Below are 25,075 nucleotides of genomic sequence, written 5' to 3' on the forward strand. Positions count from 1 at the left end.
GTTACCAAATGTTATGCGTGCAATAATCTCGAAGGCTTGTGACGTTTAGCGTTCCAATGTTGGATGGATTGGAGAATAAAGCCATTAGCACGATCATTTTTCTCCAATGCTTCTTTTGTCTTTTTATGATATTCAGTAGAAGGATTTACAGGATACTCGCCACAAATATCGACACCGATAATAGATTTAGTACGATAGAGCGCCTTTACCATGCCCATCATTTGCTTTAGTCGGAGTGTCCCATGATCCCATGCAGTCAAAGCCTCCTCCTGAAGAAGAACATCCTTATCCATGCTGATATAAATAGATTTAGTTGGTAGATTAGTTAAGATAGATTTGGTAATCGTTGGTAGGTTAGATTGGAGTGAGTGTTCCGTATAGACTGCTACTTTGTTCTGTACGTCTTCCGGGATATGGAGATAGGCGTCTTCACTCACACCAATGATAAATACCTTCTTCAGCATGGGAAGATTATGAATGGACTCCAGAACCCATGAGCCACAAGAAATCAGGCTCTCGCTTGGAGCTGGAAGTGTATCTGTATGATGATCAAATAACACTAATGTATAGGGCTCATTGATCTGGGATTGTAGAATATACGAGATATAATGATAGTTTCCACTACCTAAATAATGAATGTTGCTGCTTGGATGATTCCTCATTCTATCCGCCAGTTCCCATAAGACAGCTTTTTCACAAAACAAACTAATATTCCGCATATATTCCAAATCGATCGATGTATAATTGCTTCTTAGATAGAAAGATTGTCTACGATAAGTCCCATCGAAGTTCCATAAGGTTACACTGCTTTCCATATTCATTCCTCCATGTTCACTAGTAACCTAATCATTTGGTAGATATGATAACCTATTATATTCTTTTTACCGCTTCCTTTCCATCCCTTAAATCCACCATTTTTTGATGCCTTTCCTTAATGCGGATGCATTTATTTAAGTGCAAAAAGATATGTCTCGTAGCAGGCATTAATACCAACCCTGCTATTGTTTTTTTACTCCAATACTCCGCCAACCAGGTAGAATCCTCTGTTACTGCTTTTTCTGTAAATAACCGGTTGATTCGATCTGATTCAACCTTCAACCTGAATGTACCGGCTTCCAATTGCGATATGATTTCTTGGGTATGTTTGCCTACAGCTTGTCTATATAATAGCAGGGCCTTAAAATCGATTTCCTGACTTAATTTCGCAATATCCTCCTCACTCATATCATTTCCCGAATGTTCAAATGGAATATGAAGTTGCTCCAGCCAATTTGCTGTGCTGAGTACTTGTTTTCTACCTGCCACTAAAATATTCATCGTCATGTCTTCAATACGGGTAACATGCCATAAATGCCACGCAATCGAATTTTTTGTATCTGGGCTTTTCACAGGATACTTCCGAAATGTTGTCTCTGTTAAATCATCTAATAACGCAGCTGCTAGGCTTTTCTGATTGGAAAATGTATGTAAAAGCGAATGTTGGGTAAGAAATAGTTGAACTGCCTCCTCATGCTTTTCAGGTCTCCTTATCATTTCTTTTAGCGTTTTGTGGTTTGCATTCCAAGCCTTGCGCTCAGTCTTGTCCATAGTTGGTAATACCCCCCTTTTATTAATCTATCAGGTTAAAAAATAGAATATGTTGAACTCTAGTATAGTATGTTCAGTCAAAATAGACAAAAAACTTATAATAATCTGTTATACTAAGCATACAAATAAGCTGATAAAGGAGCTATAAAATGATTCGAACTCCGGAATCCCTATTTGAAAACATCGCCCAAGATCATGAAGTATTGCAATTGTTTAAGCATCACTCTTTACGTGTTATGTATCTCTCAGCCATGCTTGCAAAAGAAGCTGGTTGTTATGATGATGATTTGCGAGTTGCAGCATTTTTACATGACATCGGAAAAATTGGTATAGCAAAAGAAATATTATTGAAACCTGGAAAGTTAAATCCAATTGAGAGAACCATTATTGAAAGTCATAGCCATATTGGTAACCTGATTCTTCGAAAAGAGCTAGGTAAAACGCGAGCTGCTGCTTTTATTCGTGACCATCATGAAAATTGGGATGGGACAGGGTATCCGAGAAGATTAGTAGGAGAAGAAATCTCGGTTCAAGGGAGAATTATTAGAATCTGTGATTCCTTTGATACGATGACTTACGATGAGAGAAATTACAAGCTATCGAAAATGTCCCATGATGAGGCTTTTGAAGAATTAACGAGATGTGCATGGTCTCAATTTGACGGGAATCTAGTAGAAATGTTCATTCATTTGTTAACGGAGTTAGAGCTACCAGAGAACTGGTATGATACGTATAATATCAATTTTATCGAAAAAATGTATAAGCCATTCGATACGCCTTCAGATTCTTTATAATAGCTAGATTAAAGGATGTAGAGCGAACATAACCTTTTGTTCGCCCTACTTTTATTACCTATAGTCGCTTTAATGCATCTTCAACTGGTGTATCCCCAGACATGATTTCTAATGTCTTCCGGTACGTCTTTTCCTCATCTAAAGCTGCGACCACTGTCCTTGCTACATCCTCACGCGGTATTGATGTTTTTTGAATTTCCTCGCCAACTGCAATTTTCCCTGTACCAGGTTCATTGAGTAGTAGTCCTGGACCTAGGATGGTATAGTTTAAATCGCTTGCTACAAGCATTCTGTCTGCATAATGTTTAGCCACCATGTATGGTTTAATCGGACTATCTTTCCACGATTCACGATCATGCGCCTTATAAGCACTAACCATAATATATCGCTTGATTCCAGCCTTTTCAGCTGCTTCCATCGACTTCACCGCACCATCTAAATCAACGAGCAATGTTTTATCTGGACCTGTATGTCCCCCAGATCCAGCCGAAAAGATTACCGCTTCAGAACCTCGCATCACTTCTGCAAGCTCCTCTACACTACCTTCTAAATTCGCTATAGCCGCCTTCACACCAGATGCTTTCCATTGCTCTGCCTGCTCCTCGCTACGAACCATAGCAGTTAACTCGTGCTTATTACTTTCTTGAAGGAACTTCACAATATGTCTTCCAACCTGACCATTTGAACCGATAAGAAATACTTTCATGTCTGAAAACTCCCTTCACTATGGATAGTTATATTGTTTCAAAAGAAGGCAGTTTTATCAAAGATATTGCTTTCGTATTATGCCCTATCAAAAAACTTCCTGAAAATTTTAAAAAAATAGTATGAAAATAATTTTAAAGCATGTTACATTCGAAATGTACCAAATAATATATGAGGAAAGGAAGAATTAATGATGGAATATAAATTAGAAACCCTCCCCAATTATCGGATTGCTTATAAGAGGCGGATTGGTCCATATGGCCCGGAAAATATTAACGTGATGACCGAATTAAAAGGTTGGGCTAGTGCGAGAAATCTTCTTCAATCATCCATTCTGTATGCAGTCCCATTAGACAATCCAGCGTCTACAAAACCTGAAGACTGTCGATTTGATGCTTGTATCGTAATCGATAACGATTACCTATTAGATAATACCATTAGCGAACGTGAACTTCTTGGCGGAAGATACATTATGTTTAAAATCAAGCATACAACGGAAGCAATAAAAGAGGCATATACTAAGCTACATACTTGGATACAAAAAAGTGGATATCAGATGGATAACAAACCGATAATGGAACGATACAAAGCGGACCTATTGAAAAACCATTACTGTGAAGTATGCGTGCCAATTAAATAGTAGCTTGAGAGGTTTGTCTTCTCTTGACTAGATGACCTCCATACAATAAGAAATTTACCCTTGCATTACAAGATAGTATATGTTATTCTACACATATACTTTGTATTGCAAGGCATTTTTCAATTCCTACAACCCTTGTATTACAATATAGCAAAGGAGGTCACGTAATATGTCAACAACCCAAATGCTAAAAGGCATTTTAGATGGTTGTATTCTTGCCATCATAAAAGATAAGGAGGTATATGGTTACGAACTAACCGAAAAACTTGAGGAATACGGCTTTCAATCCTTCAGTGAAGGTACCATATATCCACTATTAATGCGGATGCAGAAAGAAAAACTGGTCACCTCCACATTAAGAAAATCTACAGCTGGACCTCGCAGGAAATATTATTCGTTGACGCCTAAGGGCGAACTGGAACTGGCAGAGTTTATGGAGCGTTGGGACTACTTACAGTCCAATGTAAACAGAGTACTTAAACATGAATTCAAAGGAGAAGATAACCATGCATGAACTATCAAACAAAAGCAAGACCTTCATAGAAGATCTACGGGTTTATTTATTTTCTAGTGGAAAGAAGTCCAAAGAAATCGAAGCGATTATAGAGGAATTGGAAACACATTTAATTGAAGCAGAAAAAAGAGGAAAACCTATTGAAAAAATAGTTGGTAACTCCCCGAAGGAATATATGCAGATGATTGACGATGAAATGAAGATCGACTTACGGTCATGGCTAAAATACATCTTTATGATCATCGTTGGCTCATTCTCTTTTACTATTTTTAAAGATGCATTAGCAGGGGCAGGTTCGTTATCCTATTCCATACTAGAAATAATTGGTCATATCGTAATTGCAGGAATTTTTATTGTCACTCTTTTTCTAGCATTTCGATATATCGCTAGTCATTATCTTTCAAACCTGAACCAGTTTCTCTTGTTACTGATTGTAACGTTAGTCCCTATCGGATTGTATGTTGGGTTAATTTTTCTTAATCGCTCAGTAGAAACTCCAGTTATGGAATTTGGGCAAACCGGGACAATGATTATAACAGGAATTATGGTGCTATTTATCATCTGCCTTTCCATTTGGGCTAAAACAGCAATTCTAATTGCAATTGTTGCCTTACTTGTTTTACCAGATTATTTACTTAGTAAAACGGCATTAGATGCTGAAATGCAACTAATCGTAAGTAACATTATTTTCATAGTTGGGATAGGCATTTATGTATGGATTAATAATCTTAACTATAAGCATAGCTAATTGACCAGCAATCGGGAAGGTTCCATGTCTATGGGAGCTTCCTCTTTTTCTCTTCCAAGTACATTTTCTGTATAGACAGAAACCTTATAACAAAGCATAAACTATATGTTACCAATTAAGGGGAGTCTTACATGAAAATCCGGTTTGGTTATGTTGCAAATGCACTTGGCTTATGGGATGCTAGCCCATCTAAAACACTGACCTTTAAACGATATTCTGCTCTTCCTAAGCATGAACGGCTAGCTACATTACAAGCAGTCACAGCACAGAATTTACAGCACACAAAGCGAATTCTATACTATAATATTGCACACGAAATTGAGCTCTATCGTTTCTCAAGTATGCTTGTCCCTTTGGCTACACATCCTGAGGTAGGATGGGACTTCATTACACCATTTAAGAATGAGTGGGAAGAATTAGGTCAACTAGTCAAGAAATACCAAATGCGAACAAGCTTTCATCCTGGCCAATACACCCTGTTTACCAGTCCAAGAAAAGAAGTAACCGTAAGTGCTGTGACGGATATGGAATATCATTATAACATGCTTGAAGCAATGGGTATTTTAGAGACATCCATTATGAATATTCATATTGGCGGTGCATATGGAGATAAAGCAAATACTTTAGTAAGATTTCATGAAAATTTACGGTGTCTGCCTGATGACATGAAATATTATATGACATTAGAAAATGACGACAAAACTTATAATATCAAGGAAACATTAGAAGCTTGTGAACGGGAACGAATTCCGATGATTTTGGATTACCATCATTACATGGCCAATCAAGGAGAAGCCGAGCTGGAAGACTATTTAACTCGGATATTTAATACATGGCATCATCGGGATATGCTTCCAAAAGTACATATCTCTTCACCAAAATCAGAATCAGCCTTTCGTTCACATGCTGATTATGTTGATGTTGAATTTATACTTCCCTTTTTAAAAATCGCCAAGGCCCTAAATCGAGACTTTGACATCATGATCGAAGCAAAACAAAAGAATCTTGCTATGCTTCAATTAGTTGATGATATTGCCAAAATCCGTGGAGTAAAGCGAACCTCAGGAGCCTCGATAGTTTGGTAATATATCTAATTTAACTGGGATTATATTGGTTACTTCCTGGACGTTTTTTCACTTCATTCCAAGCCTCGATCGCCTTTTCACGACTTTTCCCTTGATTTTTTGAATCAGCATAATAATCACGAATAAACCGATTGTATTCAAATTGAGGCGCTATTTCTTTTTTATAGGATGGATCTTTCTTTGTTCTTCCTCCTCATACCAAGCATCTACTACATCACGATATGTATTACCAACATTCGTCTTAAAATAGTTTTGGATATGAGTAGAGAAATGAAAATTGGGAATAATCGTCTTAAAGAATGCTCTGACAGCTTGACTACAACGATGATTTTCTGTAATAACTGTTTCTAGAGATAGCTGAGAACTGAGGACTCCCTCTGCCTTTCGTCTCGACTTTCTAACAGGCTTTAGTATCTCCCCTGTACGAAGGAAAGTTTCGATTCGATTGGAAATCTCAAGCTTAGAACCAGTTGCGCTTATCCCATGTTCTCTACAGAATACTTGTAACTCTTCCTTTAGCCAATAAAAGTCTTTAAACCTATCCACATGCAATTCTTTTGATAATTTCGGTCTCAAACTATGCACCTCCACATTTATTATAGAACATTAGTTCCCTTTTAACAATATGTTTTTACAAGAGGTGACACATCATGACACTTGTACGACTTGGTTATGTAGCCATGAGCATGGAATTAAAAAACGCATCTCCATCACAAACAATGACTTTTACGCAATTTCAAAAAATAGCGGACCGAGAGGCAGCCATTCGAAAATTAGAACGAATTGCACGCTCAAACCTAACGAACTACATTGCGATTACTAAAACATACTGTTGCATCCGAAATCCACTTTTACCGATTAACTTCAAGACTGATTCCACTAGCATATCATCAGGAGCTTTTGGACTGGGATTTTATCATGCCAATAAAAGATTTATTAAAGGAACATATATTCAAGAGCACCAGTTACGGGTCGATTTCCACCCAGATCACTTTGTGCTACTTAACACCCCTAATAAAGATGTGTTTCACCAATCCATCCTAACCTTGAAAATGCATTATTTGATTTTAAAGGAAATGAAAATAGACCCTACCCATCGCTGTGTTATACATGTTGGGGGGAAATATATGGATAAGGAAAAATCTTTGGAGCAGTTTATAGAAACCTGGATGGATGTTCCAACAGGTATCCAGAAGCTAATTATGTTAGAAAACGATGATACCTCATTTACATTAGAGGATACGCTTTACCTTTGTCAGAAGCTTAATATCCCACTTGTCTTTGACTACCACCACCATCTAGCCCTGCATCAAGATTCGAATTGGCAGCGGCAATGGGATAGTATCGTACAGTCATGGGAACATTCTCCACTGCCTATTAAGATGCACATATCTAGTCCAAAAAGTGAGAAAAGTTTTCGTCACCATGCTGATTATATCGATAGCAAGCTCTTTTTTGACTTTTTACATGAAATAAGGGGGTCCATCCCTCAAATTGATTGTATGATTGAAGCAAAGCAAAAGGATAAAGCGCTGTTTAAGCTAATGGAGGAAATTAAAAATCGGGATGATGTTGAAGTGGTTGATGGCTCTTCTTTCAACCTAAAGTAAATTGCCTCTTAAGCAATTTTGGGCATTATTTTTAATATGATGGAGCATATGCTATAGTCTAGAGGAAGGTAGGTAAATACGTTGTTCTCCTTCTACCGTTTTGGAATGGAGTGTAAATGGTGATCAAACATGTAATTTTTGACTTTGACGGAACACTTGTCGATTCACTTGGAGTATTAATATCCAGCTGGAATAGTCTTGCTAAGAAACATAATCTAAAAGAAATAAAGCATCATGAAATACCTATCCTCAAACAACTCTCACTTAAGCAAAGGATGAAGCATGTAAACTTTTCGATGTTTAAACTACCTATTATCGCACCGAAATTATATAAATTATATCAAGAATCGTTACACCAACTACGTTTATTTGATGGGATGAAGTCTACCTTACAACAGCTTGATCGTAAAGGCTATAAAACTAGTATCATCTCCTCTAATTCAAGAGATAATATTATCCGTTTCTTAAAACGCAATAAGGTCACAACGATCGAACGTGTTTTATGTTCTAGTAGTATCCTTGGTAAAGATAAGCTCATCGATAAATATCTTAGTGAACATAAGTTACACCCGTCTGAAGTAATTTATATCGGGGATGAACAAAGAGACATCCTTGCCTGTAAAAAATCAGGGATTAAAATTATCTGGGTTGGCTGGGGATATGATTCCATTGAAGCGATTGAAAAGCTAAAGCCCGACTTTCAAGCCAAAACGCCAGATGATATTTTAGCAATAATTTAAGACTTACCCTCAGAGTAGAAGCAGATATATAATCCCTGAGGGTAGCTTTTCTTTCCATTTAAAAACACGCTACATCGAATACTAGCGTGTTCCGTAAGCCCATCCTGCCATAATCTCTTTAATTTGTTCGATATGCCGTTGTTCATGCAATGGTACTGTCTCCACCCACTGGTGTAAGGAAAGTAACCTAAACCTAGGATGGACAACTGATTTTTCATTTAGTACAGCACAATCTTCCAAGCTATCCATCGTTTCATGTAATTTTTTCCTTGTAATTCTCAACATGTCAACCATCTCTTGCACCTCAAACGGTCCACCACCTGGCTCTACTGCCTTTGGTGCATGTGCCTTCTTCGATCGATCTAAAATTAACTTTATATCTTTCGGATCACTCTTCGTACTGTTATCCTCCCGTAATCCATCCTTCACCGCTTTTATCGTAGCAAGTTCGAATAATGCTAGATGATGGCAAATCTGAGCAACGCTCCACTTTTCTTCATTTGGTGTCGCATTAAATTGCTCATAGCTTAATCCTTCAATCAATTGCAGTAGCGCTCCTCTTGTTTCCTGGAAATAATCTGTAATCACCTGACTCATCATAATCCTCCTTGAAGGCGTCTAGTAAAAGTTCCTTCTTGAATCCATTCTAAAATTTTCAGGGGTGACATGATTGCCACCTACATACACATTATTCCAATTAGGATATGTATATGCTTATAAGTTGGATATTGAGTTCGGAGGAGAAAAATAGAGTAGCCCTATAGCTAAAGAGGCTGGGACAAAACTATTTCTACATAGGATAAACCGAACATGAAAGTTAGCGCATCAGACCCGCCCCTGAAATATACTACGCGTCCGTGGGCGGCTGGTGAGCCTCCTCAGAGCTAAAGCTCTTCCGGGGTCTCAGGCAGTGCCCTTTCCTCCCACAGGAGTCTCCGTATATTTCCGGGTAATGATAGTGATGGTTCGTTTTTTATTATCTTTGTTTTCGTTATGTCCCGATCCCTTCCTTAACAAATCGTAATGACAATCTTACCTTGACTATGACCTTCTTCAAAATACATGAGCGCCTCTGGGACTTCTTGTAGTGAAAAGCTTCTATCGATTACTGGCTTCACTTTCCCCGATTCAATTAGCTCCTTCATCCTGATTAGATCCCCCTGGTTCGGTTGTTGCAAAAAAGTAGCCATTTTTTTATTTCCAGTCATCGAAATAAATGGTCCGAAAAGCATGGTTTGATAATTTGGCTTTCCGTACCACCTACATGAATAAATCGGCCACCAGACTGAAGTATTTGTTTATAGGTTAAGAGACGCTGAGAACCATTGACTCCTATGACCAAATCATATAACTGTTCCTTATCGTCCAGTTTTTCCTTCTTGTAATCTATTACATGATCAGCACCTAGTTCATGTGCAATGGCTACATTTCTTGTACTGACAACCGTTGTCACCTCTGCACCCAAAGCTTTTGCAATTTGAACTGCAAATGTTCCAACACCACCTGATCCCCCATGAATTAGCACCTTATGTCCAGCTGTTATGTTGCCACTATCACGGATTGCCTGTAATGCGGTAGTCGCCGCCATCGGTACTGCTGCAGCATCTTGAAATGATAGATTACGAGGTTTATGTGCAACAGCCTTCTCCGGCGCTGTTGCGTACTCTGCAAAAGTCCCCCATCCACAGCTAGACAGATCACCATACACCTCGTCGCCAATCTTAAACTCTGTTACCCTTTCCCCAATGGCCTCTATCGTTCCAGCCATATCCCCACCTGGAATTGGGAATTTTGGCTTACGAAGTCCAAATGCAAGCCTAGCGATATAAGGCTTTCCTCTCTGTAATACAATATTGCCATAATTCACCGATGCCGCATGAATTTTCACCAGTACCTCATCCGCTTTCGGCACCGGTTTTTCCACTTCCTTTAATTCTAGCGTATCTGGTGCTCCGTATTTCGAAGTAATAATTGCCTTCATCTTCATCCACCCTCAATCCTTTTTAAATTATCATAATAGACACTCATCCATCCGGCATTGACTTAAGTTAAGATGAGGGGGATATGGAAAAAAATTATTGCATTCGTTTTTTTATTCTACTTAATGACTCTGGTGTAATCCCGAGATAGCTTGCCAGTTGATGCTGGGGAACACGGGTTATGAGGTCTGGCCTGTTTGTGATGACAGATTTGTAGCGCTCTTCTGGGGATAAACGATAGAATTGAGCAAGTTCGTTTTGAGTCTGACCAAGATATCCTTCCATCATACGCCGTGTCATCGTTTCAAGCTCCGGATAGTCAAGATACATCTCTTCTTCTCTCATAATATCAGAAACAACTAACACGGAATCCTCTACACAGGTTAACGAGTAGTTAGAAACTTGGCTAGAATCACCAAAGTTCGCTAATAATATGGCCTGTTCCTCTGTATAGAAATTGGAGGTGAATTCTCTACCGTCTTCATCAATATAGTATTGCCTCACACAGCCTGCTAGTACGAAATAACAATCCGTCGTGGTGTCTAGTCGATACCCTTGCTTCGTTAAGTCCGTTCCTTTCAAAAAGTGCTCCACCACGATTTCTTTGATAATAGCTTCTTGCTCCGCTTCACTCAGATTCGTATGCTTAGGCATATACTTAGATAGAATTTCCTTCATGGCCATTCTCCTTTACGAATATAATCTCTTCATTTATCTTATCATTATATTCCATTGCAAAATATTAAATTTATATATTTTAGAAAATTACTACGAGCTCGAACGGAAGTTTCACAATGAAACTAGCACAGCTTGATCTATCGTTAATTCGTTCTCCTTCACCACCGTATCATACGCTAAAACTTGTACTCCACATTCAGCCGCGCTTACTAATGCGTTGGCAAATGCTTCATCCATCTTAGAATGAGGGATGAGTCGGTTACATCCTTTCATTTGTATAACGAATATAATAGTCGCCTGATATCCTTCCTCCTTTGCTTTTATCAGCTCCAGTACATGCTTTGTCCCTCTTACTGTTGGTGCATCTGGAAACATGGCTATTCCCTGCTCTTCTAATGTTACTCCCTTGACCTCGATAAACCCTTTCTCACTGCCCTTTTCATAATAAAAATCAAATCGAGAATCGCCATAGGATACTTCTCGCTTCAGTACGCCTACCTTTCCAAGCTCCTTCATTCTTCCCTCCCTAATTGCCTCCAAGACAACTCTATTTGGTGCTTGGGAGTCAATGTTAACTAATCGACCATTCTTCCAAACCGCAATAAGAGAGAATTTTGTTTTTCGATTGGGATTCGTACTTAATTCCATGACTACTTCCGCTCCAGGTACAAGCAGTTCTTTCAAACGACCTGTATTTTTAATATGGACATGCTCCATCACACCATCTATGATGACTTCAGCAATGAATCGATTTACTTTTCTATGTAATACTCCTGTGATTACTGTTCCATACCGCATAACAACACTTCCGCTCCATTTTCCTATTTATGGTTTGAGTATACCATGCCTCTAGGGATAAAGAGGTATTACACATGAGGATTGTATGATGAAATGGGGCTGGGACAAAGAAATTTTTTTAAAGGAAAACCGAATGGTAAGCAAGTATCGTGTATCATTCGGCTTTACATTCTTTTCGTTATATCCCAGCCCCTAGTTATGACTACTTCCTCAACTTAAACACCATAAAGGTAGCACAATTCAAATCCTCTTCATATCCAGGATACTCCTTTAATATCTCCTTTGATGGCTTCGGTTCCACTAAATCCTCAATCGTAAATCCAGCACTTATTATAGCTTTCACATAGCTTGAAAGTGTTCGATGATAATATACGATTGGCTTATTGGACTGAATTGGTAAACGCTGATCATATACCCCTTCATAAAAGTACCTGCTCACCTTCCAGTGTTCTTTCACTCCTTGTTCATTACGAATCCAACCACTATCCGGCGTGATAAAACATGGGTGAAGGATGGAGAAGACGAAGCTTGCACCTGGTTTTAACAGTCGGTACATTTCTTGTAAGCAGCTTTCATAATCCTCTAGATCTTGAATGACCATATTCGAAACAATGGTATCAAATTGCTCATCATCTAGAAAACTAAGATTTTCACAATTTCCGTGATAATAGTCGATTTCCAAATCTTCTCGGGTTCGTGCTTTAGCCAGTTCTAACATTTTTTCTGAATAATCAATTGCCGTTATCCTTGCCCCTTTATCTGCTAAAATTCTGCTCAGATAACCTTCTCCACAGCCTGCATCCAATATCAACTTCCCATCTACGTCCCCTAACAAGGAAAAAATAGTAGGATTTAAAAATAATACACGACTCCAGTCACCAAATTCACTATATCCGGCAGTAAACCTTTCTGCATGCAGATTCCACCGCTTAATGGCTTCCTCTGTTGGCATTGTCCGTTTCATCATAGGACCTCCTTAAGTCAAATAATTTCCGTAACGTTACGTTCCTGTCGACAACTTCATTCTCCCATAGAAAAAAATTAATTATAGACTTATAATTTAATTTTTTGTATCATGTAGATAGAGGCTTACCTACTTTAGAAATGATAATTAAAGCCAGAAATCAAAAAATGATTTCTGGCTTTTTTACGTTTATATACATATCAATCATACGAATTTTACATTCACTTCACGGAAAAGCTCGTCTTAATATGCTTTGTCCAGCATATATTTTTCTTGAGGTGAAGAAAATTGAGAACATCAGTAGATAAACTACACATCTTTGTTATTATGTTTTTCGTTAGCTTGGTGATGAGTGTGCAATCCCCTATCTTTGCACCTTATGCAGCAAGTATGGGAGCATCCGGTGTGCTAATCGGAGTCATGTTGAGTATTGCATCATTTGCTAATTTAACAGGGAATTTAATAGCAGGTCCACTGTCCGATCGGTTTGGTAAGAAAGGATTTATTGCTTTGTCTCTATTCCTATCTGGCTGTCTCTTTCTCGGACATGCACTTGTTTCCGACTCTACTAGTTTACTAGTTGTTCGAACGCTCAATGGGCTATCCTTAGCCTTTTTAATTCCTTCTGCTTTGGCCTTGCTATCAGGGTATGCCAAAAATAGTCACCAACAAGGGAAAAACATCGCGATTATGGGGATTCTTGGTACGATTGCTAGTATTATCGCACCTATTATCGGTGGACAGTTAGGAGCTCAAATTGGCTATGCGAATACGTACTATGTAATCGGGACCTCCCTCTTGCTAACAGCTCTTTATACTGCTCGATTTTTAAAGGAAAAGCAGAGTATTATTAGGGTTAATCATGAACAACAACTAGGTTTTAGACAAGTACTACAGATGCCAAGTTTACAGATGGTATTTCTTACTGCTTTTGCTGTGATGTATATTCATGGGGTCATAATTTATGAGGTTCCGTATTTAACAGTTGAACAAGGGCTTTCCACTGCAACGACTGGTGTATTATTTAGTTTTATGGGGGTGGGAACCTTTGCCTCATCCGTATTATTTTTCATTAATCGCTTTGATCCGACGAAACGGATGCTGTTTGGATTATTTGGCATGGCTCTAAGTATTTTTACCATATTAAATGGCTTAGTCGCCCTTCCGTTATCGTTATTCTTATTAGGGTTCTTTTTGGGAGTGATGATGCCAGCAATGGCAACCGCCATTACTAATGCAGTCTCAAGTGAAGGACATGGTCGGGCTTTTGGTATTATGTCTGCAGTTAATTCACTTGGTATGATAACAAGCTCGTTCATTACAGGGGCTACTCGTGATGTTATTTCTCCTTATTTTGTTGCGTTTTTAATTGGGATGGTCGTACTGATTTTAGTTGGGTATGCAAGACTTAAATTAGCTAATCCTACATCATCCAAGATGCTCCAACGCTATTAATCAATCATCCCCCCTGTACGATACATACAGGGGGGATTTATCTTGTCGTTTATTTTTCTACTTTCTCCAGTTCATTCACAAATGCTGGTTTTCGCTCATAAGTATCTTTTAACTGCTGTACTACGCTAGTGAACTTCTCGTCTCCACAAGCTTCTTTATAGACGACTAGCTTCCTACATACATGACGATATTTCTTTCTATCGGTTGCATCCTCTGCTTCCGATAGGATATGTTGCATAAAAATCTCTTCCACTCTATCCCGATAATCGGCAATCAAATATGGATAAAGCTCGATAATGGTGGATGGCGCTTGCTCCACATACTTTAATATTTTATCACTACGATTCTCAAGCTTTGCGATGTACTCATATACATGGGGAAGGTAATTGGACGATTTCCCTTCCAATAATTCAAATATCTTCTCTAGGGCAGTCTGCCATTCGCTTGGAGAATACAACTCCTTTAGCTTCCCATATGCCTCATATTCATTGTCTAATACAAATTCTATCAGTATATCTTTTTGCTTTTCCATATCTTCTATAATTTCATAGACTTGTAGTCGACATTCTTTCCATTGCTTTACTAGACCTGGATATTTACTGTCATTTTCTTCGCCCTCTTTACAAAGCTGTAAGGCTGTTTCATAATTTTCATTTTCAATTGCTTTTTCAATAGCCATTTTCCGAAATTCATCATATTCTATGTGGTGATGAACAAACTGGCTAGCCTGTTCCATTTCACCATTCCGTTCCATTATCTTTAACTGAAGCTGTAGGATGGCTTGTTTATCATAATCAGATGAAAGAGAAGACATATCGGAAACTTGGCTTAACAGCTTTTCTAATGTTTCCTCTAGCTTCCTTCTTTCTGAAGAACGAGCAGAATAGATTGTACAAACATCTAATAGCTCATAACGAGTATCGTTCCATCCATCATAACGTTTGTGCATCGCTTCCTTTAGAATTAGATCAAAAGCCCTTTCCTGGCCACGATGATTTAAGGAAAGCAGTACGAGGGATGAGGCATCCTGAAGTAGGGTGATACTTTCATTTATAACAAAGCCAATCTCTCCATTAGAATCATCCGTATACTGAAGCATATCGATAACGATTGATAATACTGTAATTCCTAGTTCAATAGCTAGCTCTTCTTCCCCATTTACCAGCTTATCCCGTCCCTTATCAAGCACCATCTCAGCACCCTGTAGAGCAGCATGTACATTACGTCTGGAAATAAAACCTTGCCGTTTATTTTCATTTATATATTTACGAATTAATTGTTTACTTGCTTTTACTTCATCATTAGGCGTAACTAATTTAAATTCGATCTTCTTCGCAATATCCTGATCGCCCTCAACAAGCTCCATAATTAATTCAACTAATTCCTTTTTGGTTAGCTTTGATACTTCCTTCTGTAAATCCAAGCTCTGGACCCCTCTCTAAAACATCCATATAGTTCTAGTGTAGCATAACTCCCCTGTGTAGTTCACATGAGCAATGTAAACTTATGTTCATCACTAGTGAATGCTGTGAATAAACTGCATCCGATGCACGTTTCATTTTATGTACTTATCACTTCCAAAGAACTTATTTTTCAATGGATTTTGCTTTTAAGCAATAGGATGATTCGAAACGGGTACACTAAAGATTACAAAAGTTTGCTACATTTCGTTGACCTAAACTATAGGTCCAAGTACTGGATTAATGTTACAGTATAAAAGAAGACAAAATCTTGAGGAGAACAAATATGATTGAAATCAAAACATCTTCTGTTAGTGACGGAGAGTTTAATAGAGGAGTATTTGCTACACGTGCCATCAAAAAGGGAGAGCTATTACATGAAGCACCTGTTATCGCTTATCCTAACGACCAGCATCAATTTATTGAAAAAACATTACTTGCCGATTATGCCTTTGAATACGGCATAAATCATACAGCCATCCTTCTCGGATATGGCATGCTATTTAATCATTCCTATGAACCAAATGCAATTTATGAAATTAACTTTGATAATCATACATTTGACTTTTATGCATACAAAGATATCAAAGCCGGTGATGAAATTTTAATCAATTACAACGGAGAGGCAGATGACCAGGAGCTGCTTTGGTTTGATCGGGATTGATTAATCCTTGACTTTATAATTTTTCAAAATATCCTTTCGTCCAAATGAACCATTGCCAATATTTTTCATACTATTTTAAGAGGTGATGAAAATGGCAAGAGTGAAGTATAACGATAGTGATATTGATTTAATGGCTAGAATGATGCGTGCAGAAGCAGAAGGCGAAGGAAAGCTTGGCATGCTAATGGTCGGAAATGTCATTGTCAATCGATTAAAAGCGAATTGTTTAGACTTTGTAGATTTACGCTCGATACCGGATGTCATTTATCAAGTGCAAGGTGGAAACTACTCATTTGAAGCTGTGCAAAAAGGGAATGTTTTCTATAATAGAGCAAGAGAATCAGAAAAAAGATTAGCCAAACAAACACTAGACTATTGGAGAGAGCATCCTTCTAAGTATGCGCTTTGGTACTTTAATCCATATGCTCCATGCCCTCCTACCTGGTATGATCAGCCATTTGCTGGCCAGTTTAAACAACATTGCTATTATGAGCCACAGGCTGATACATGTGAGAGTGTTTATATATGGTGATCCCCATACTTATTGTGGGGATATACAAAAGCAGTTCAATTTAAAACAAATTGAACTGCTTATTTTGTACCATTTCCTATTCGAAAGGAAAAAAAACGTATTTATATAGAAGCAGAGTGCTTACTCGACTTCTCCTTCCCAATCCAGCATTCCGCCAACCATATTCGTAACATTATAGCCACGCTCTGTTAGAAAATCCGTTGCGTTCCCACTTCTTGCTCCAGAACGACATACCATATAATAATGGTCATTTTTATCTAATTCTTCAAGACGTTCAGGAATTTGACCTAGTGGGATATGTTTCGCTCCTGGAATTTTCCCCATTGCTACCTCTTCATCCTCACGAACATCAATTATATTCAATGCTTCCCCTGTCGTTAGCTTTTGTTCTAGTTCCTTTGCTGTAATTTCTTTCACGATTACCATTCCTCCAAGTAATTTACTAATAGGTTTATCTTATATAGAATGGAGAGGCTTTGCAATATCTCTGCTTCGTATATAATTTTGGAAATCCTGAAGAGAAGGGGAGAAATCCTGAAAGATGCCTCTCAAATCCTGAAGTGACAGTGTAAAATCCTGAAGAATATGTCAACTAGGATTTTTTTACTGTTTTCCTTGTATAATTGAAAGAACACCTAGCCCTGTAGCGTGGGTGTTCTTATATTAATCAGCCTTACGCATTGCTCTCATAATTAAACTAATCACAAAGATTAGGATAATGGCTCCAATTAGTGCCGGGATAATGTTATATCCACCTATTTCTGGACCCCAATCACCAAGTAAAAACGATCCAATCCATGCTCCAATAATTCCAGCAATAATATTACCAAATACTCCACCTGGTACATCCCTGCCGACGATAAGGCTACCAATCCAACCAAGAATACCTCCAACAATTAAACTCCAAATGAAACCCATGATGAATTCCTCCTATGTCAAAATAGAATTATATCTATTATATGTTTATCCAATATAGAAAAATTTAAACACGACATAATAAATTTTAACGTTCTACTTACTCTCTAGAGTAATTATGGTATTTCATTTTCATCACAAAAAACTACCAAATGTTAACGAAACACTTGGTAGGTAGGACTGATTTTTATATTTTCCTTAATTGCTCTAACACACGCTGTGCCTTAAAGCCGATTTCAAAATCATAAATCTCTGCTTCTTCCCCTTTTGTTGCTTTTACTAACTCATCTATTAGATTGTTATATGGTTGATGTTCAAAGGAAATTTCTTTCGGCTCTTCACCGTTTTTCCCGGCTCTAATAATACCCCAGTTATCTAAGGATAATGAACCTTCTGTACCATAGGCTGTGAATCCAATATATTCCTTACCTGGGATTTGGCTTAACCCCTCAATGAGGACTGGGGTACCATCTGCAAGTTTTGCGGTTGCTATAATACCTGTTTCACATTTAGAAGGATCCTCTGGTAGTTCTAGTTGTGTTCGGATATCATTAACATCGCCAAACATCTTTACTATTTGCTGGATAAAATGAACGCCAACCTCTAATACAAACCCACCTTGTTCACGACCACCTACCCAGTTGTTTTGCTGCCATGCTCGTGGCCATTGTGGGAAGTGCATAGAAAGCTGTAATCGACGTAATTTTCCAATGTATTTTTCTTGCATCATTTCCGCAAATTTATTGGTTGCTGGTTCGTAATTAAGTGGGAAATTCATCGCATGTACAACATTCACCTGTTTGGCAGTAAGGTACATTTCTTCTGCCTCTTCTAACGAATTAGCTAAAGGCTTTTCACAGAGGAGATGCTTTCCTGCTTTCAATGCCTCCATAACGATGGGATGGTGAAGTTTAGGTGGTACTGCCACATATACTAGCTCTACTTTCTCATCTGCAATTAACTGTTGGTAGTCTGTATAAGCGTTAATTCCACCTAAATCATTCGCTGTTTCCATTGCTAATGATTCCATTTGATCACATACCGCAACAATTTCAACTTCCTTATGTTCTGTAAAGCGCTTCATGAGTCGTTGTCCAATTGCACCAAGACCTATAATTCCTATACGCATGATCATTTCTCCTTTACCTGTATGAGACTCTATCTCTTTCGATAATAATAGTACCATAAAGCTGAAATAAGTATGAACTTTTCGTGAATTAGGCAGTACATAGACTCGTAATATAGTAAAATACGTATTAGATGATAAGCAGGAGTTGATAAACATGAAAAAAGCTCTAATCGGCATAAGCAGTATATTACTTGTACTTATACTAGCAGCTTGTGGTGATACATCGCAGGAAGATAAGAAGGATATTAAGGAATTAGTCCATGAGTATAGTGTAGGAAGTCATGAAGATGTATCTGCTTCTATCAATTCACAAGAACTGATTGTGACAGATCATAATCAAAAGAAAGAAACATATCCTCTTCCAGAAGACGAGTTTTTTGTTTCTATTGCTCCATTTGAAGAGTCAACTCATGAATGTGCGATCCATAGCTTAACAGGCTGCCAGGGAGAGTTAGTGGAAAAAGAATTTAATGTTTATATTGAAGATGAAGAAGGCAATGTCGTGGTGGATGATACCCTTACATCATTTGCCAATGGATTTATTGATTTATGGTTACCACGTGACCGAATATATCAAGTGAAGATTGAGTATGATGGCAAAGCCGCTGAATCAACAATATCTACTTTTGACGGTGATAATACGTGTATTACTACAATGCAATTATTGTAAGGTGCAAAAGTATGTAAAAAGTAAACCCGAATGAATACCACGATTTTAATATCGTGCTTCATTCGGGTTGACGACTGCTTAAGTCCTCATTATTACACTTTTATTTATCGCAACAATCTTCGGATATCCCTAACTAACTCAGGTAATCCATTCTCGAATAAATGATCGGATCCATCGAGTATCCTACACGTACTTTGAGGTAATTTCTCTGCTAATACACTATGGTGTGATAAAGGGACAATTTCTTCATCTCTGCTGTGATAAAGGAATATATGAGGTATTTCCTTGAGGTGTTGTTCAAATGTTTCTTGAAGAAAAAAGTCCTTCCGTTGCCAATCATTATCTTTTCCCCAGAATGGTGCTGCTACAATAAACAAGCCCAATACTTTCACATGATAAACTTCCTCAGAGAAATATTTTAATAGAACAGATCCTCCTAAAGAGTGCCCTACTAATACTATCCCTCCAGAGTGTTTAGCCAACGCCTTGTCCAATTCATTCTTCCAGTCACTGTATTTTGGATCTTCTGGTGTTGGCATTTTCGGAGAAATAACCTCAGCGTTATTGCCAAGTCTATTATGTACATATTTTATCAGGTTATAACTCCCTTGATTTTCCCCTTGAGGACCAGCACTATGTATAAACATTAAAGCTGGATTCATGGTTATCCCCCCTTCTTACCTTAAGCTGTTTCCCCTTTTCTCATAACCTTATCAACTAAATATTGCAAGCCGTACAATAAGTACGCTTTATAATGCAAGTAAAAAAAGAACTGTAAATTACTTAACCGCTTAAGTCCCACAATCTTATATTTCTTTAGCACTTCAATCCCAGGGAACGCGAAAAGTGCATCTACAATTGCGTTTACTAGGAAAAAACTTTTTAAAGTTACCATATGTATATTTCAAAATCCACATCGATAGTGGCATATATGGCCCAATACTAAATGGAAGTTCATCCTTATAGAAAGCATCCTTTTTATCAAAAAACTTCCACCATTTTCTGCGATTTCCATACAGATGATTCAGAATCTCAAACCCAATAATGAAAAAACCTCCTATTGCAAACCGCTTAAAACTTTTCTTGCCAATAAACAGTAACGTCATCCAAGGGAAAATAATCATCGCAAGATTAAACCATAAGTGCCGCTTCATAATCATAAACATTCACCTCAACCTACTTTTAATTTCTTTTTTAACTTGTCCAACTATCATCAAAAAAAACTAAAAAATGGTTGAGAATGAATTACCAATTCAACTTACTCCGTGCAATTACATTCAAATTCCTTAAAGTAAAATTCTTTATATAATGTAACATCACCCTTAACATCTGCCGAATTAGCTATAAAAACTTTAACGACTGGGGCGATGTCCTGTTCGGCAATTTCCGCTACTTGTTTTTCCATTTCCTTAGATGAATCGAGCAGATATTGATTCATATCTTCGTATAAGTCGTTGTGTACACATACATCATAGGTTACTGCTAGATAATACGTTTCCATTTTCACTTAACCCACCCCCTAAAGGTTGTTTTGTTCACAATCGATAGTAGTGTCAGTCTCCCTAGCACCAATAACAGAGACTGACACTGTCTAAATAGTAGAAATTAATAACTTGAACCTAACCATAAATCCGTTGCTACATTCAATTCCTCGCTGAGTTCTACTTTTCTATTATACAAATCTTGAAGATGCTGATAGTCAATTTGATCTGCAGCCATAGCTGTGTCAATGTTTTTAATCTCCCTTTCGAGTAATTCTATTTTGACTAGCAGCTTTTCTTTATCGAAAGCCTTCTCTTTTTTAACAGGTTTCCGATCCCTTTTTACTACTTGCTTCGATGGAGGTGCCGATACACCTTGGTTGCTTATTTTTTCCTTTTCCTGTTTATAATAATCATAGTTGCCTAGATAGCTTTTTAGCGCATAGTCCTCCACCACAATGATTCTATCACTCAGTTTATTAATAAAATAACGATCATGCGAGATAAAAAAGATAGTACCTTGAAAATCCTCCAATGCCTCTTCAAGGGCCTCAATGGAGTCAATATCTAAATGGTTGGTTGGCTCATCCAAAATTAATAGATTTATTTCTTGATAAAGTAAAATCGCTAGCTTCAACCGAATTCGCTCTCCACCAGATAAATGTCTAACCCGCTTATATACACTCGATTTATAAAACATAAATTTTGCTAAATACTCCCGTGCTTTTCCTTCTAGTATAGAAATATTTTCACGAAAGACTTCAATTAACATACGGTTTTCCTCTTCAAAGGTAATCTTTTGTGGCAAATAGGCTACCTTAACGCTTGCACCTAATTTAATTTCCCCAGTATCTGGTTGTTCTTCCCCTAGTAGCATCTTTAGAAATGTAGTCTTGCCACTACCATTCGGTCCAATTAACCCTACTCGTTCACCATAATGAACCATAAGCTCCGCCTCTTTAAAAATTACCTTCTCTCCATAGCACTTAGAAAGCTTGGTTGCTTTGATTGTTTCTTTCCCCGAACGTTCGACCTCCTTAAAGCCTAATCTCATATTTTTTCTATCAGTTGATGGTTTATCAAGACGTTCCATTTTCTCTAATCGTTTCTGAATACTTGCAGCCCTTCGGAAAAACTTATTATTATCAGCACGAATCGCCCAGTCTCTTAAATCCTTTACCGCACTCTCCATCGCATTAATTTTTTTCTGTTGCTGGCGATATTGCTCTAGCTGTATCCTTATATTCTCCTCCTTTTGACTGACAAATGAGGAATAGTTACCCTTGTAACTGAATGATCGTTTATCTTCTACTTCCACTATTTTCGTTGCAACATGGTCAAGAAAATAGCGGTCATGCGATACAATGAGCACAATTCCCTGATAACTTTTCAGATAACTTTCTAACCATTCAATTGATTCCATATCTAAATGATTGGTTGGTTCATCCAATAATAAAATGTCGGGATTATGAATAAGAAGTTTCCCTAAAATAACAGTAGTTTTCTCCCCACCGCTTAGGATATCAAATTCTTTATTTAGAAAGCTCTCATCCATTTTTAGCCCCGTACACACCTTGCTTAACTTTTCTCCCCTGTCATATCCACCTTTTAATTCAAAGACTTGAACGACGTTACTGTACTTATTCAACGCTTTCTCTAATGCGGTACCTTGTAATGCTTCCATTTGTTCTTCCAGATCTCGCATTTGCTTTTCTATTGCATCAATTTCTTCAAAGGCTAGATTTAAAATATCGATAACCTTCAAGCCTTTTGGATACTCGGGCATTTGCTCCAAATAAGCAGCAGTCGAGTTATTTGGGACTATCTGAATGACCCCCTCATCGTAACCATAGCTTGAGGTTTGTGGATAGCCTGGGTAATAATTCATTGGCTCTAACCCAGCTATAATCTTTAGAATGGTGCTTTTCCCACTACCATTTACGCCAACTATACCTATTCTATCCCCGTCAAATGCTTCAAACGTAACATCCTCTAATACTAATGTTGCTTCCATAAATTTTTTCAAACCGTTTACTTTAAACTCTAACATGTCATCTACCTTCTTTCGTCCAGTACGTTACACCATTGCAAGACAGACTAAGAAGACTACTACTCGTTAATATGAAAAAAGACTATAAGAAGATATCGCTTCTTACAGTCTAAAAGGGTAGTTTTATAGCTATAGGTATCCTATAGTAATCATTCCATCCAATAAAAGAGAGCAAAAGTCATGCCCAAAGTGTATTAGATAGTTTTTTCCCATTTTCAGTAAGTAAGTCGCCTTATAAATTGCCTGATTCCTAATGGCATAACAAATAAACCTAACTAAAGGCTAATTGATACGTTACACATTAAAAATCCCTATTAATTACATTAATTAATAATTAGCAATTTGTTGGCATCATTTTCTTACTTACCCCCTCGGAATTTCCTTAATTATCGCACTTTTTCTTCATATTGTAAATAGACCCTTTTCGATAATCCTAAATTTGTCGGGACGAGCCTATCCCAGTGTCCCTTCTTGCATAAACCCGATACAAAGATAAGGCTAAAACAGATAATATTATACCAGTAAGATAAGGCAATCCAATTGCTACGGAATATAAAACTCCACCGATAACCGGACCAATAATTCTCCCCAAGGAGTCGAATGAAGATAAGTAACCCGTCGCCATCCCATGTCCCATATTCGATTTCTTTGTTAGTAATGAAGAAACACTCGGTCTAATAACCCCATTACCGACTCCGAATATTGCAAGAAATATGGCAGCTGTAGTAAAGTTTTCAATAAATAAAAGGAGTCCAAAGCCAACCGCAGAGACGATAATCCCGGCTTGTATAATAGCTGCCTCACCATATTTTTTAGTCAGTTTCCCCATTGATCCCTGAACAGCTGCACTGGCAAGTCCCATTATCATAAAAATATAACCTAATGATACACTATCTAGTCCTGCTTTTTCTGCCGCAAAGTAGGCAAATGTTGCTTCTAGCCCGGATAAGGATACCGAGATAACGAATTGAAGGAAGTATAACATTGCCATAGACCCACCAAGAACATTCCCCCATGAAGAGCGCTTATTCCGCTTGTTAGAGCTAATCCATAAAGATTCTTGTAGGGTAAAATATACGAAAAGTAACGTAATAAATGACACCGTACCAGCAATATAAAACGGGGTGTGCAAATGAATTTCTGCAAAAATCCCACCGATTGCCGGGCCAAAGATAAACCCAAGCCCAGTAGCAGCCCCGATAATTCCCATACCTTTACTACGCTCTCCTTCAGACGTAATATCAGCAACATATGCCATTATAGTAGGCATGTTTGCTGCGGATAAGATTCCCCCTATTATCCTTGCTAGAAACAGCATCCAAATTTGAGTGGAAAGAGCCAAAATAAAAAAGGAAAGGGACAGACCAAATATCCCAATCATGATGACCGGTTTACGACCAATACGGTCCGATAATTTCCCCCACATCGGCGCAAATATAAATTGCATGAGTGAATATACAGCCATCAATAATCCAAGCTGAGTAGGTGTTGCGCCTAGTTCCTCTGCATAAAACGGGAGGACTGGAATAATAATTCCAAAACCAACCATCACGAGAAACATTGTTAAAAACAAAATCGGTAGTACTTTATTTAGCTTCAATCTAATTCCACCCTTGGGTGAGAGAACGTAGATTACGTAGCATCCTTTTTCTCTATATCGTTATTTAATCCAACTATCGTTAGTATACCATCCGTCTCTCTTCCCAATCATGTCGAAATTAGTACTCCTGTGATCCTATTTTGTATTTCTCAAATAGAGTAGGCGCATGAATCACTCATGCGCCTCTCGCAGTTCCGTACGTGCGGGTCATCGCATACGGCTCCTCCATGATTATTCCCTTTGGGAATGATGTTCATTGTAAATATCAACCAGAGAA

General features: G+C 37.9%; 29 protein-coding genes and 1 pseudogene. 11 read left to right on the forward strand and 19 right to left on the reverse strand.

Translation table 11 applies throughout. The features are described 5' to 3' along the window. Positions 1–11: 11 nt before the first annotated feature. Positions 12–815: an arginase family protein gene (locus AAIB49_RS12605; RefSeq protein WP_343458218.1), complete on the reverse strand. Its 804-nt coding sequence runs from the start codon at positions 813–815 to the stop codon at positions 12–14. A 55-nt stretch (positions 816–870) separates the two neighbouring features. Continuing rightward, positions 871–1,587 carry a DinB family protein gene (locus AAIB49_RS12610; RefSeq protein ID WP_343458219.1) on the reverse strand — a complete coding sequence of 239 codons (717 nt, stop codon included), beginning with the start codon at positions 1,585–1,587 and terminating at the stop codon, positions 871–873. A 149-nt stretch (positions 1,588–1,736) separates the two neighbouring features. Between AAIB49_RS12610 and AAIB49_RS12615 the strand changes: the two genes are divergently transcribed. Then, positions 1,737–2,381 (forward strand): HD-GYP domain-containing protein, encoded by a 645-nt coding sequence (locus AAIB49_RS12615; RefSeq protein WP_343458220.1) that lies wholly within the window; start codon positions 1,737–1,739, stop codon positions 2,379–2,381. 58 nt (positions 2,382–2,439) lie between these two features. Here the strand turns inward: AAIB49_RS12615 and AAIB49_RS12620 are convergent, their stop codons facing one another. Beyond that, the gene (locus tag AAIB49_RS12620) at positions 2,440–3,087 is read right to left on the reverse strand and encodes an SDR family oxidoreductase (protein ID WP_343458221.1); all 648 of its coding nucleotides are present in this window, start codon (positions 3,085–3,087) and stop codon (positions 2,440–2,442) included. A gap of 192 nt (positions 3,088–3,279) precedes the next feature. On the opposite strand from AAIB49_RS12620, the gene AAIB49_RS12625 reads away from it, so the two are divergent. From AAIB49_RS12625 to uvsE (AAIB49_RS12640), 4 genes are all read left to right on the forward strand, one after another. Next, positions 3,280–3,726: an AraC family transcriptional regulator gene (locus tag AAIB49_RS12625; protein ID WP_343458222.1), complete on the forward strand. Its 447-nt coding sequence runs from the start codon at positions 3,280–3,282 to the stop codon at positions 3,724–3,726. Between the two features lie 169 nt (positions 3,727–3,895). Continuing rightward, a complete protein-coding gene (locus tag AAIB49_RS12630; RefSeq protein WP_343458223.1) occupies positions 3,896–4,240 on the forward strand; it encodes a PadR family transcriptional regulator in 345 nt (114 codons plus the stop codon). Continuing rightward, a complete protein-coding gene (locus tag AAIB49_RS12635; protein ID WP_343458224.1) occupies positions 4,233–4,988 on the forward strand; it encodes an HAAS domain-containing protein in 756 nt (251 codons plus the stop codon). Before AAIB49_RS12630 ends, AAIB49_RS12635 begins: the two co-directional genes overlap by 8 nt. A gap of 131 nt (positions 4,989–5,119) precedes the next feature. Further along, complete coding sequence (gene uvsE / locus AAIB49_RS12640) at positions 5,120–6,073, forward strand: UV DNA damage repair endonuclease UvsE (protein WP_343458225.1); 954 nt, start codon at positions 5,120–5,122, stop codon at positions 6,071–6,073. 10 nt (positions 6,074–6,083) lie between these two features. Here the strand turns inward: uvsE (AAIB49_RS12640) and AAIB49_RS12645 are convergent. Then, positions 6,084–6,649 (reverse strand): annotated as a pseudogene (locus AAIB49_RS12645) (DUF6434 domain-containing protein). A gap of 74 nt (positions 6,650–6,723) precedes the next feature. Here AAIB49_RS12645 and uvsE (AAIB49_RS12650) point away from each other — a divergent pair. Beyond that, the gene (uvsE, locus tag AAIB49_RS12650; RefSeq protein ID WP_343458226.1) at positions 6,724–7,683 is read left to right on the forward strand and encodes a UV DNA damage repair endonuclease UvsE; all 960 of its coding nucleotides are present in this window, start codon (positions 6,724–6,726) and stop codon (positions 7,681–7,683) included. A gap of 116 nt (positions 7,684–7,799) precedes the next feature. Further along, positions 7,800–8,423 (forward strand): HAD hydrolase-like protein, encoded by a 624-nt coding sequence (locus AAIB49_RS12655; RefSeq protein ID WP_343458227.1) that lies wholly within the window; start codon positions 7,800–7,802, stop codon positions 8,421–8,423. 81 nt (positions 8,424–8,504) lie between these two features. Here AAIB49_RS12655 and AAIB49_RS12660 read toward each other — a convergent pair whose 3' ends face one another. The 6 genes from AAIB49_RS12660 to AAIB49_RS12685 form a co-directional block, all read right to left on the reverse strand. Next, positions 8,505–9,020 carry a DinB family protein gene (locus AAIB49_RS12660; RefSeq protein WP_343458228.1) on the reverse strand — a complete coding sequence of 172 codons (516 nt, stop codon included), beginning with the start codon at positions 9,018–9,020 and terminating at the stop codon, positions 8,505–8,507. A gap of 413 nt (positions 9,021–9,433) precedes the next feature. Next, positions 9,434–9,655 carry a zinc-binding dehydrogenase gene (locus tag AAIB49_RS20005; protein WP_445254517.1) on the reverse strand — a complete coding sequence of 74 codons (222 nt, stop codon included), beginning with the start codon at positions 9,653–9,655 and terminating at the stop codon, positions 9,434–9,436. After that, the gene (locus tag AAIB49_RS12670; protein ID WP_343458229.1) at positions 9,628–10,404 is read right to left on the reverse strand and encodes an NAD(P)-dependent alcohol dehydrogenase; all 777 of its coding nucleotides are present in this window, start codon (positions 10,402–10,404) and stop codon (positions 9,628–9,630) included. Before AAIB49_RS12670 ends, AAIB49_RS20005 begins: the two co-directional genes overlap by 28 nt. Positions 10,405–10,498: 94 nt before the next feature. Then, entirely contained in the window at positions 10,499–11,080 is a 582-nt protein-coding gene (locus AAIB49_RS12675; RefSeq protein ID WP_343458230.1) for a Crp/Fnr family transcriptional regulator, read from the reverse strand. Between the two features lie 111 nt (positions 11,081–11,191). Beyond that, positions 11,192–11,878, reverse strand: a complete 687-nt coding sequence (gene sfsA / locus AAIB49_RS12680; protein ID WP_339216480.1) for a DNA/RNA nuclease SfsA — start codon at positions 11,876–11,878, stop codon at positions 11,192–11,194. 202 nt (positions 11,879–12,080) lie between these two features. Continuing rightward, on the reverse strand, positions 12,081–12,842 hold the full coding sequence (locus tag AAIB49_RS12685; RefSeq protein WP_343458231.1) for a class I SAM-dependent methyltransferase: 762 nt from the start codon (positions 12,840–12,842) through the stop codon (positions 12,081–12,083). Between the two features lie 288 nt (positions 12,843–13,130). On the opposite strand from AAIB49_RS12685, the gene AAIB49_RS12690 reads away from it, so the two are divergent. Then, positions 13,131–14,297 carry an MFS transporter gene (locus AAIB49_RS12690; RefSeq protein ID WP_339216484.1) on the forward strand — a complete coding sequence of 389 codons (1,167 nt, stop codon included), beginning with the start codon at positions 13,131–13,133 and terminating at the stop codon, positions 14,295–14,297. A 49-nt stretch (positions 14,298–14,346) separates the two neighbouring features. Here the strand turns inward: AAIB49_RS12690 and AAIB49_RS12695 are convergent, their stop codons facing one another. Then, positions 14,347–15,720, reverse strand: a complete 1,374-nt coding sequence (locus tag AAIB49_RS12695; RefSeq protein WP_343458232.1) for a hypothetical protein — start codon at positions 15,718–15,720, stop codon at positions 14,347–14,349. Between the two features lie 323 nt (positions 15,721–16,043). Between AAIB49_RS12695 and AAIB49_RS12700 the strand changes: the two genes are divergently transcribed. After that, positions 16,044–16,421, forward strand: coding sequence for an SET domain-containing protein (locus AAIB49_RS12700; protein ID WP_186870799.1), 378 nt, complete (start codon positions 16,044–16,046; stop codon positions 16,419–16,421). 91 nt (positions 16,422–16,512) lie between these two features. Then, complete coding sequence (locus AAIB49_RS12705) at positions 16,513–16,953, forward strand: cell wall hydrolase (RefSeq protein WP_186870798.1); 441 nt, start codon at positions 16,513–16,515, stop codon at positions 16,951–16,953. A gap of 120 nt (positions 16,954–17,073) precedes the next feature. Here the strand turns inward: AAIB49_RS12705 and AAIB49_RS12710 are convergent, their stop codons facing one another. The 3 genes from AAIB49_RS12710 to AAIB49_RS12720 all read right to left on the reverse strand — a co-directional run bounded on the left by AAIB49_RS12710 (position 17,074) and on the right by AAIB49_RS12720 (position 18,997). Then, a complete protein-coding gene (locus AAIB49_RS12710; protein ID WP_339216489.1) occupies positions 17,074–17,370 on the reverse strand; it encodes a rhodanese-like domain-containing protein in 297 nt (98 codons plus the stop codon). A gap of 246 nt (positions 17,371–17,616) precedes the next feature. Next, on the reverse strand, positions 17,617–17,871 hold the full coding sequence (locus AAIB49_RS12715) for a GlsB/YeaQ/YmgE family stress response membrane protein (protein ID WP_186870796.1): 255 nt from the start codon (positions 17,869–17,871) through the stop codon (positions 17,617–17,619). Positions 17,872–18,055: 184 nt separating this feature from the next. After that, positions 18,056–18,997, reverse strand: a complete 942-nt coding sequence (locus AAIB49_RS12720) for a Gfo/Idh/MocA family protein (protein WP_339216491.1) — start codon at positions 18,995–18,997, stop codon at positions 18,056–18,058. A gap of 154 nt (positions 18,998–19,151) precedes the next feature. Between AAIB49_RS12720 and AAIB49_RS12725 the strand changes: the two genes are divergently transcribed. Beyond that, complete coding sequence (locus AAIB49_RS12725; protein ID WP_339216493.1) at positions 19,152–19,667, forward strand: CueP family metal-binding protein; 516 nt, start codon at positions 19,152–19,154, stop codon at positions 19,665–19,667. A gap of 104 nt (positions 19,668–19,771) precedes the next feature. On the opposite strand, the gene AAIB49_RS12730 is transcribed toward AAIB49_RS12725, so the two are convergent. From AAIB49_RS12730 to AAIB49_RS12750, 5 genes are all read right to left on the reverse strand, one after another. Next, the gene (locus tag AAIB49_RS12730) at positions 19,772–20,329 is read right to left on the reverse strand and encodes an alpha/beta fold hydrolase (RefSeq protein ID WP_343458233.1); all 558 of its coding nucleotides are present in this window, start codon (positions 20,327–20,329) and stop codon (positions 19,772–19,774) included. Positions 20,330–20,491: 162 nt separating this feature from the next. Further along, the gene (locus tag AAIB49_RS12735) at positions 20,492–20,827 is read right to left on the reverse strand and encodes a hypothetical protein (protein WP_343458234.1); all 336 of its coding nucleotides are present in this window, start codon (positions 20,825–20,827) and stop codon (positions 20,492–20,494) included. A 98-nt stretch (positions 20,828–20,925) separates the two neighbouring features. After that, entirely contained in the window at positions 20,926–21,168 is a 243-nt protein-coding gene (locus AAIB49_RS12740) for a hypothetical protein (RefSeq protein WP_343458239.1), read from the reverse strand. A gap of 104 nt (positions 21,169–21,272) precedes the next feature. Then, positions 21,273–23,198: a ribosomal protection-like ABC-F family protein gene (abc-f, locus tag AAIB49_RS12745; protein WP_343458235.1), complete on the reverse strand. Its 1,926-nt coding sequence runs from the start codon at positions 23,196–23,198 to the stop codon at positions 21,273–21,275. A 433-nt stretch (positions 23,199–23,631) separates the two neighbouring features. Then, complete coding sequence (locus AAIB49_RS12750) at positions 23,632–24,759, reverse strand: MFS transporter (RefSeq protein ID WP_481857865.1); 1,128 nt, start codon at positions 24,757–24,759, stop codon at positions 23,632–23,634. Positions 24,760–25,075: the final 316 nt, after the last annotated feature.

This window comes from Ornithinibacillus proteolyticus, from assembly GCF_039581225.1.
Lineage (GTDB): Bacteria > Bacillota > Bacilli > Bacillales > Amphibacillaceae > Ornithinibacillus > Ornithinibacillus massiliensis.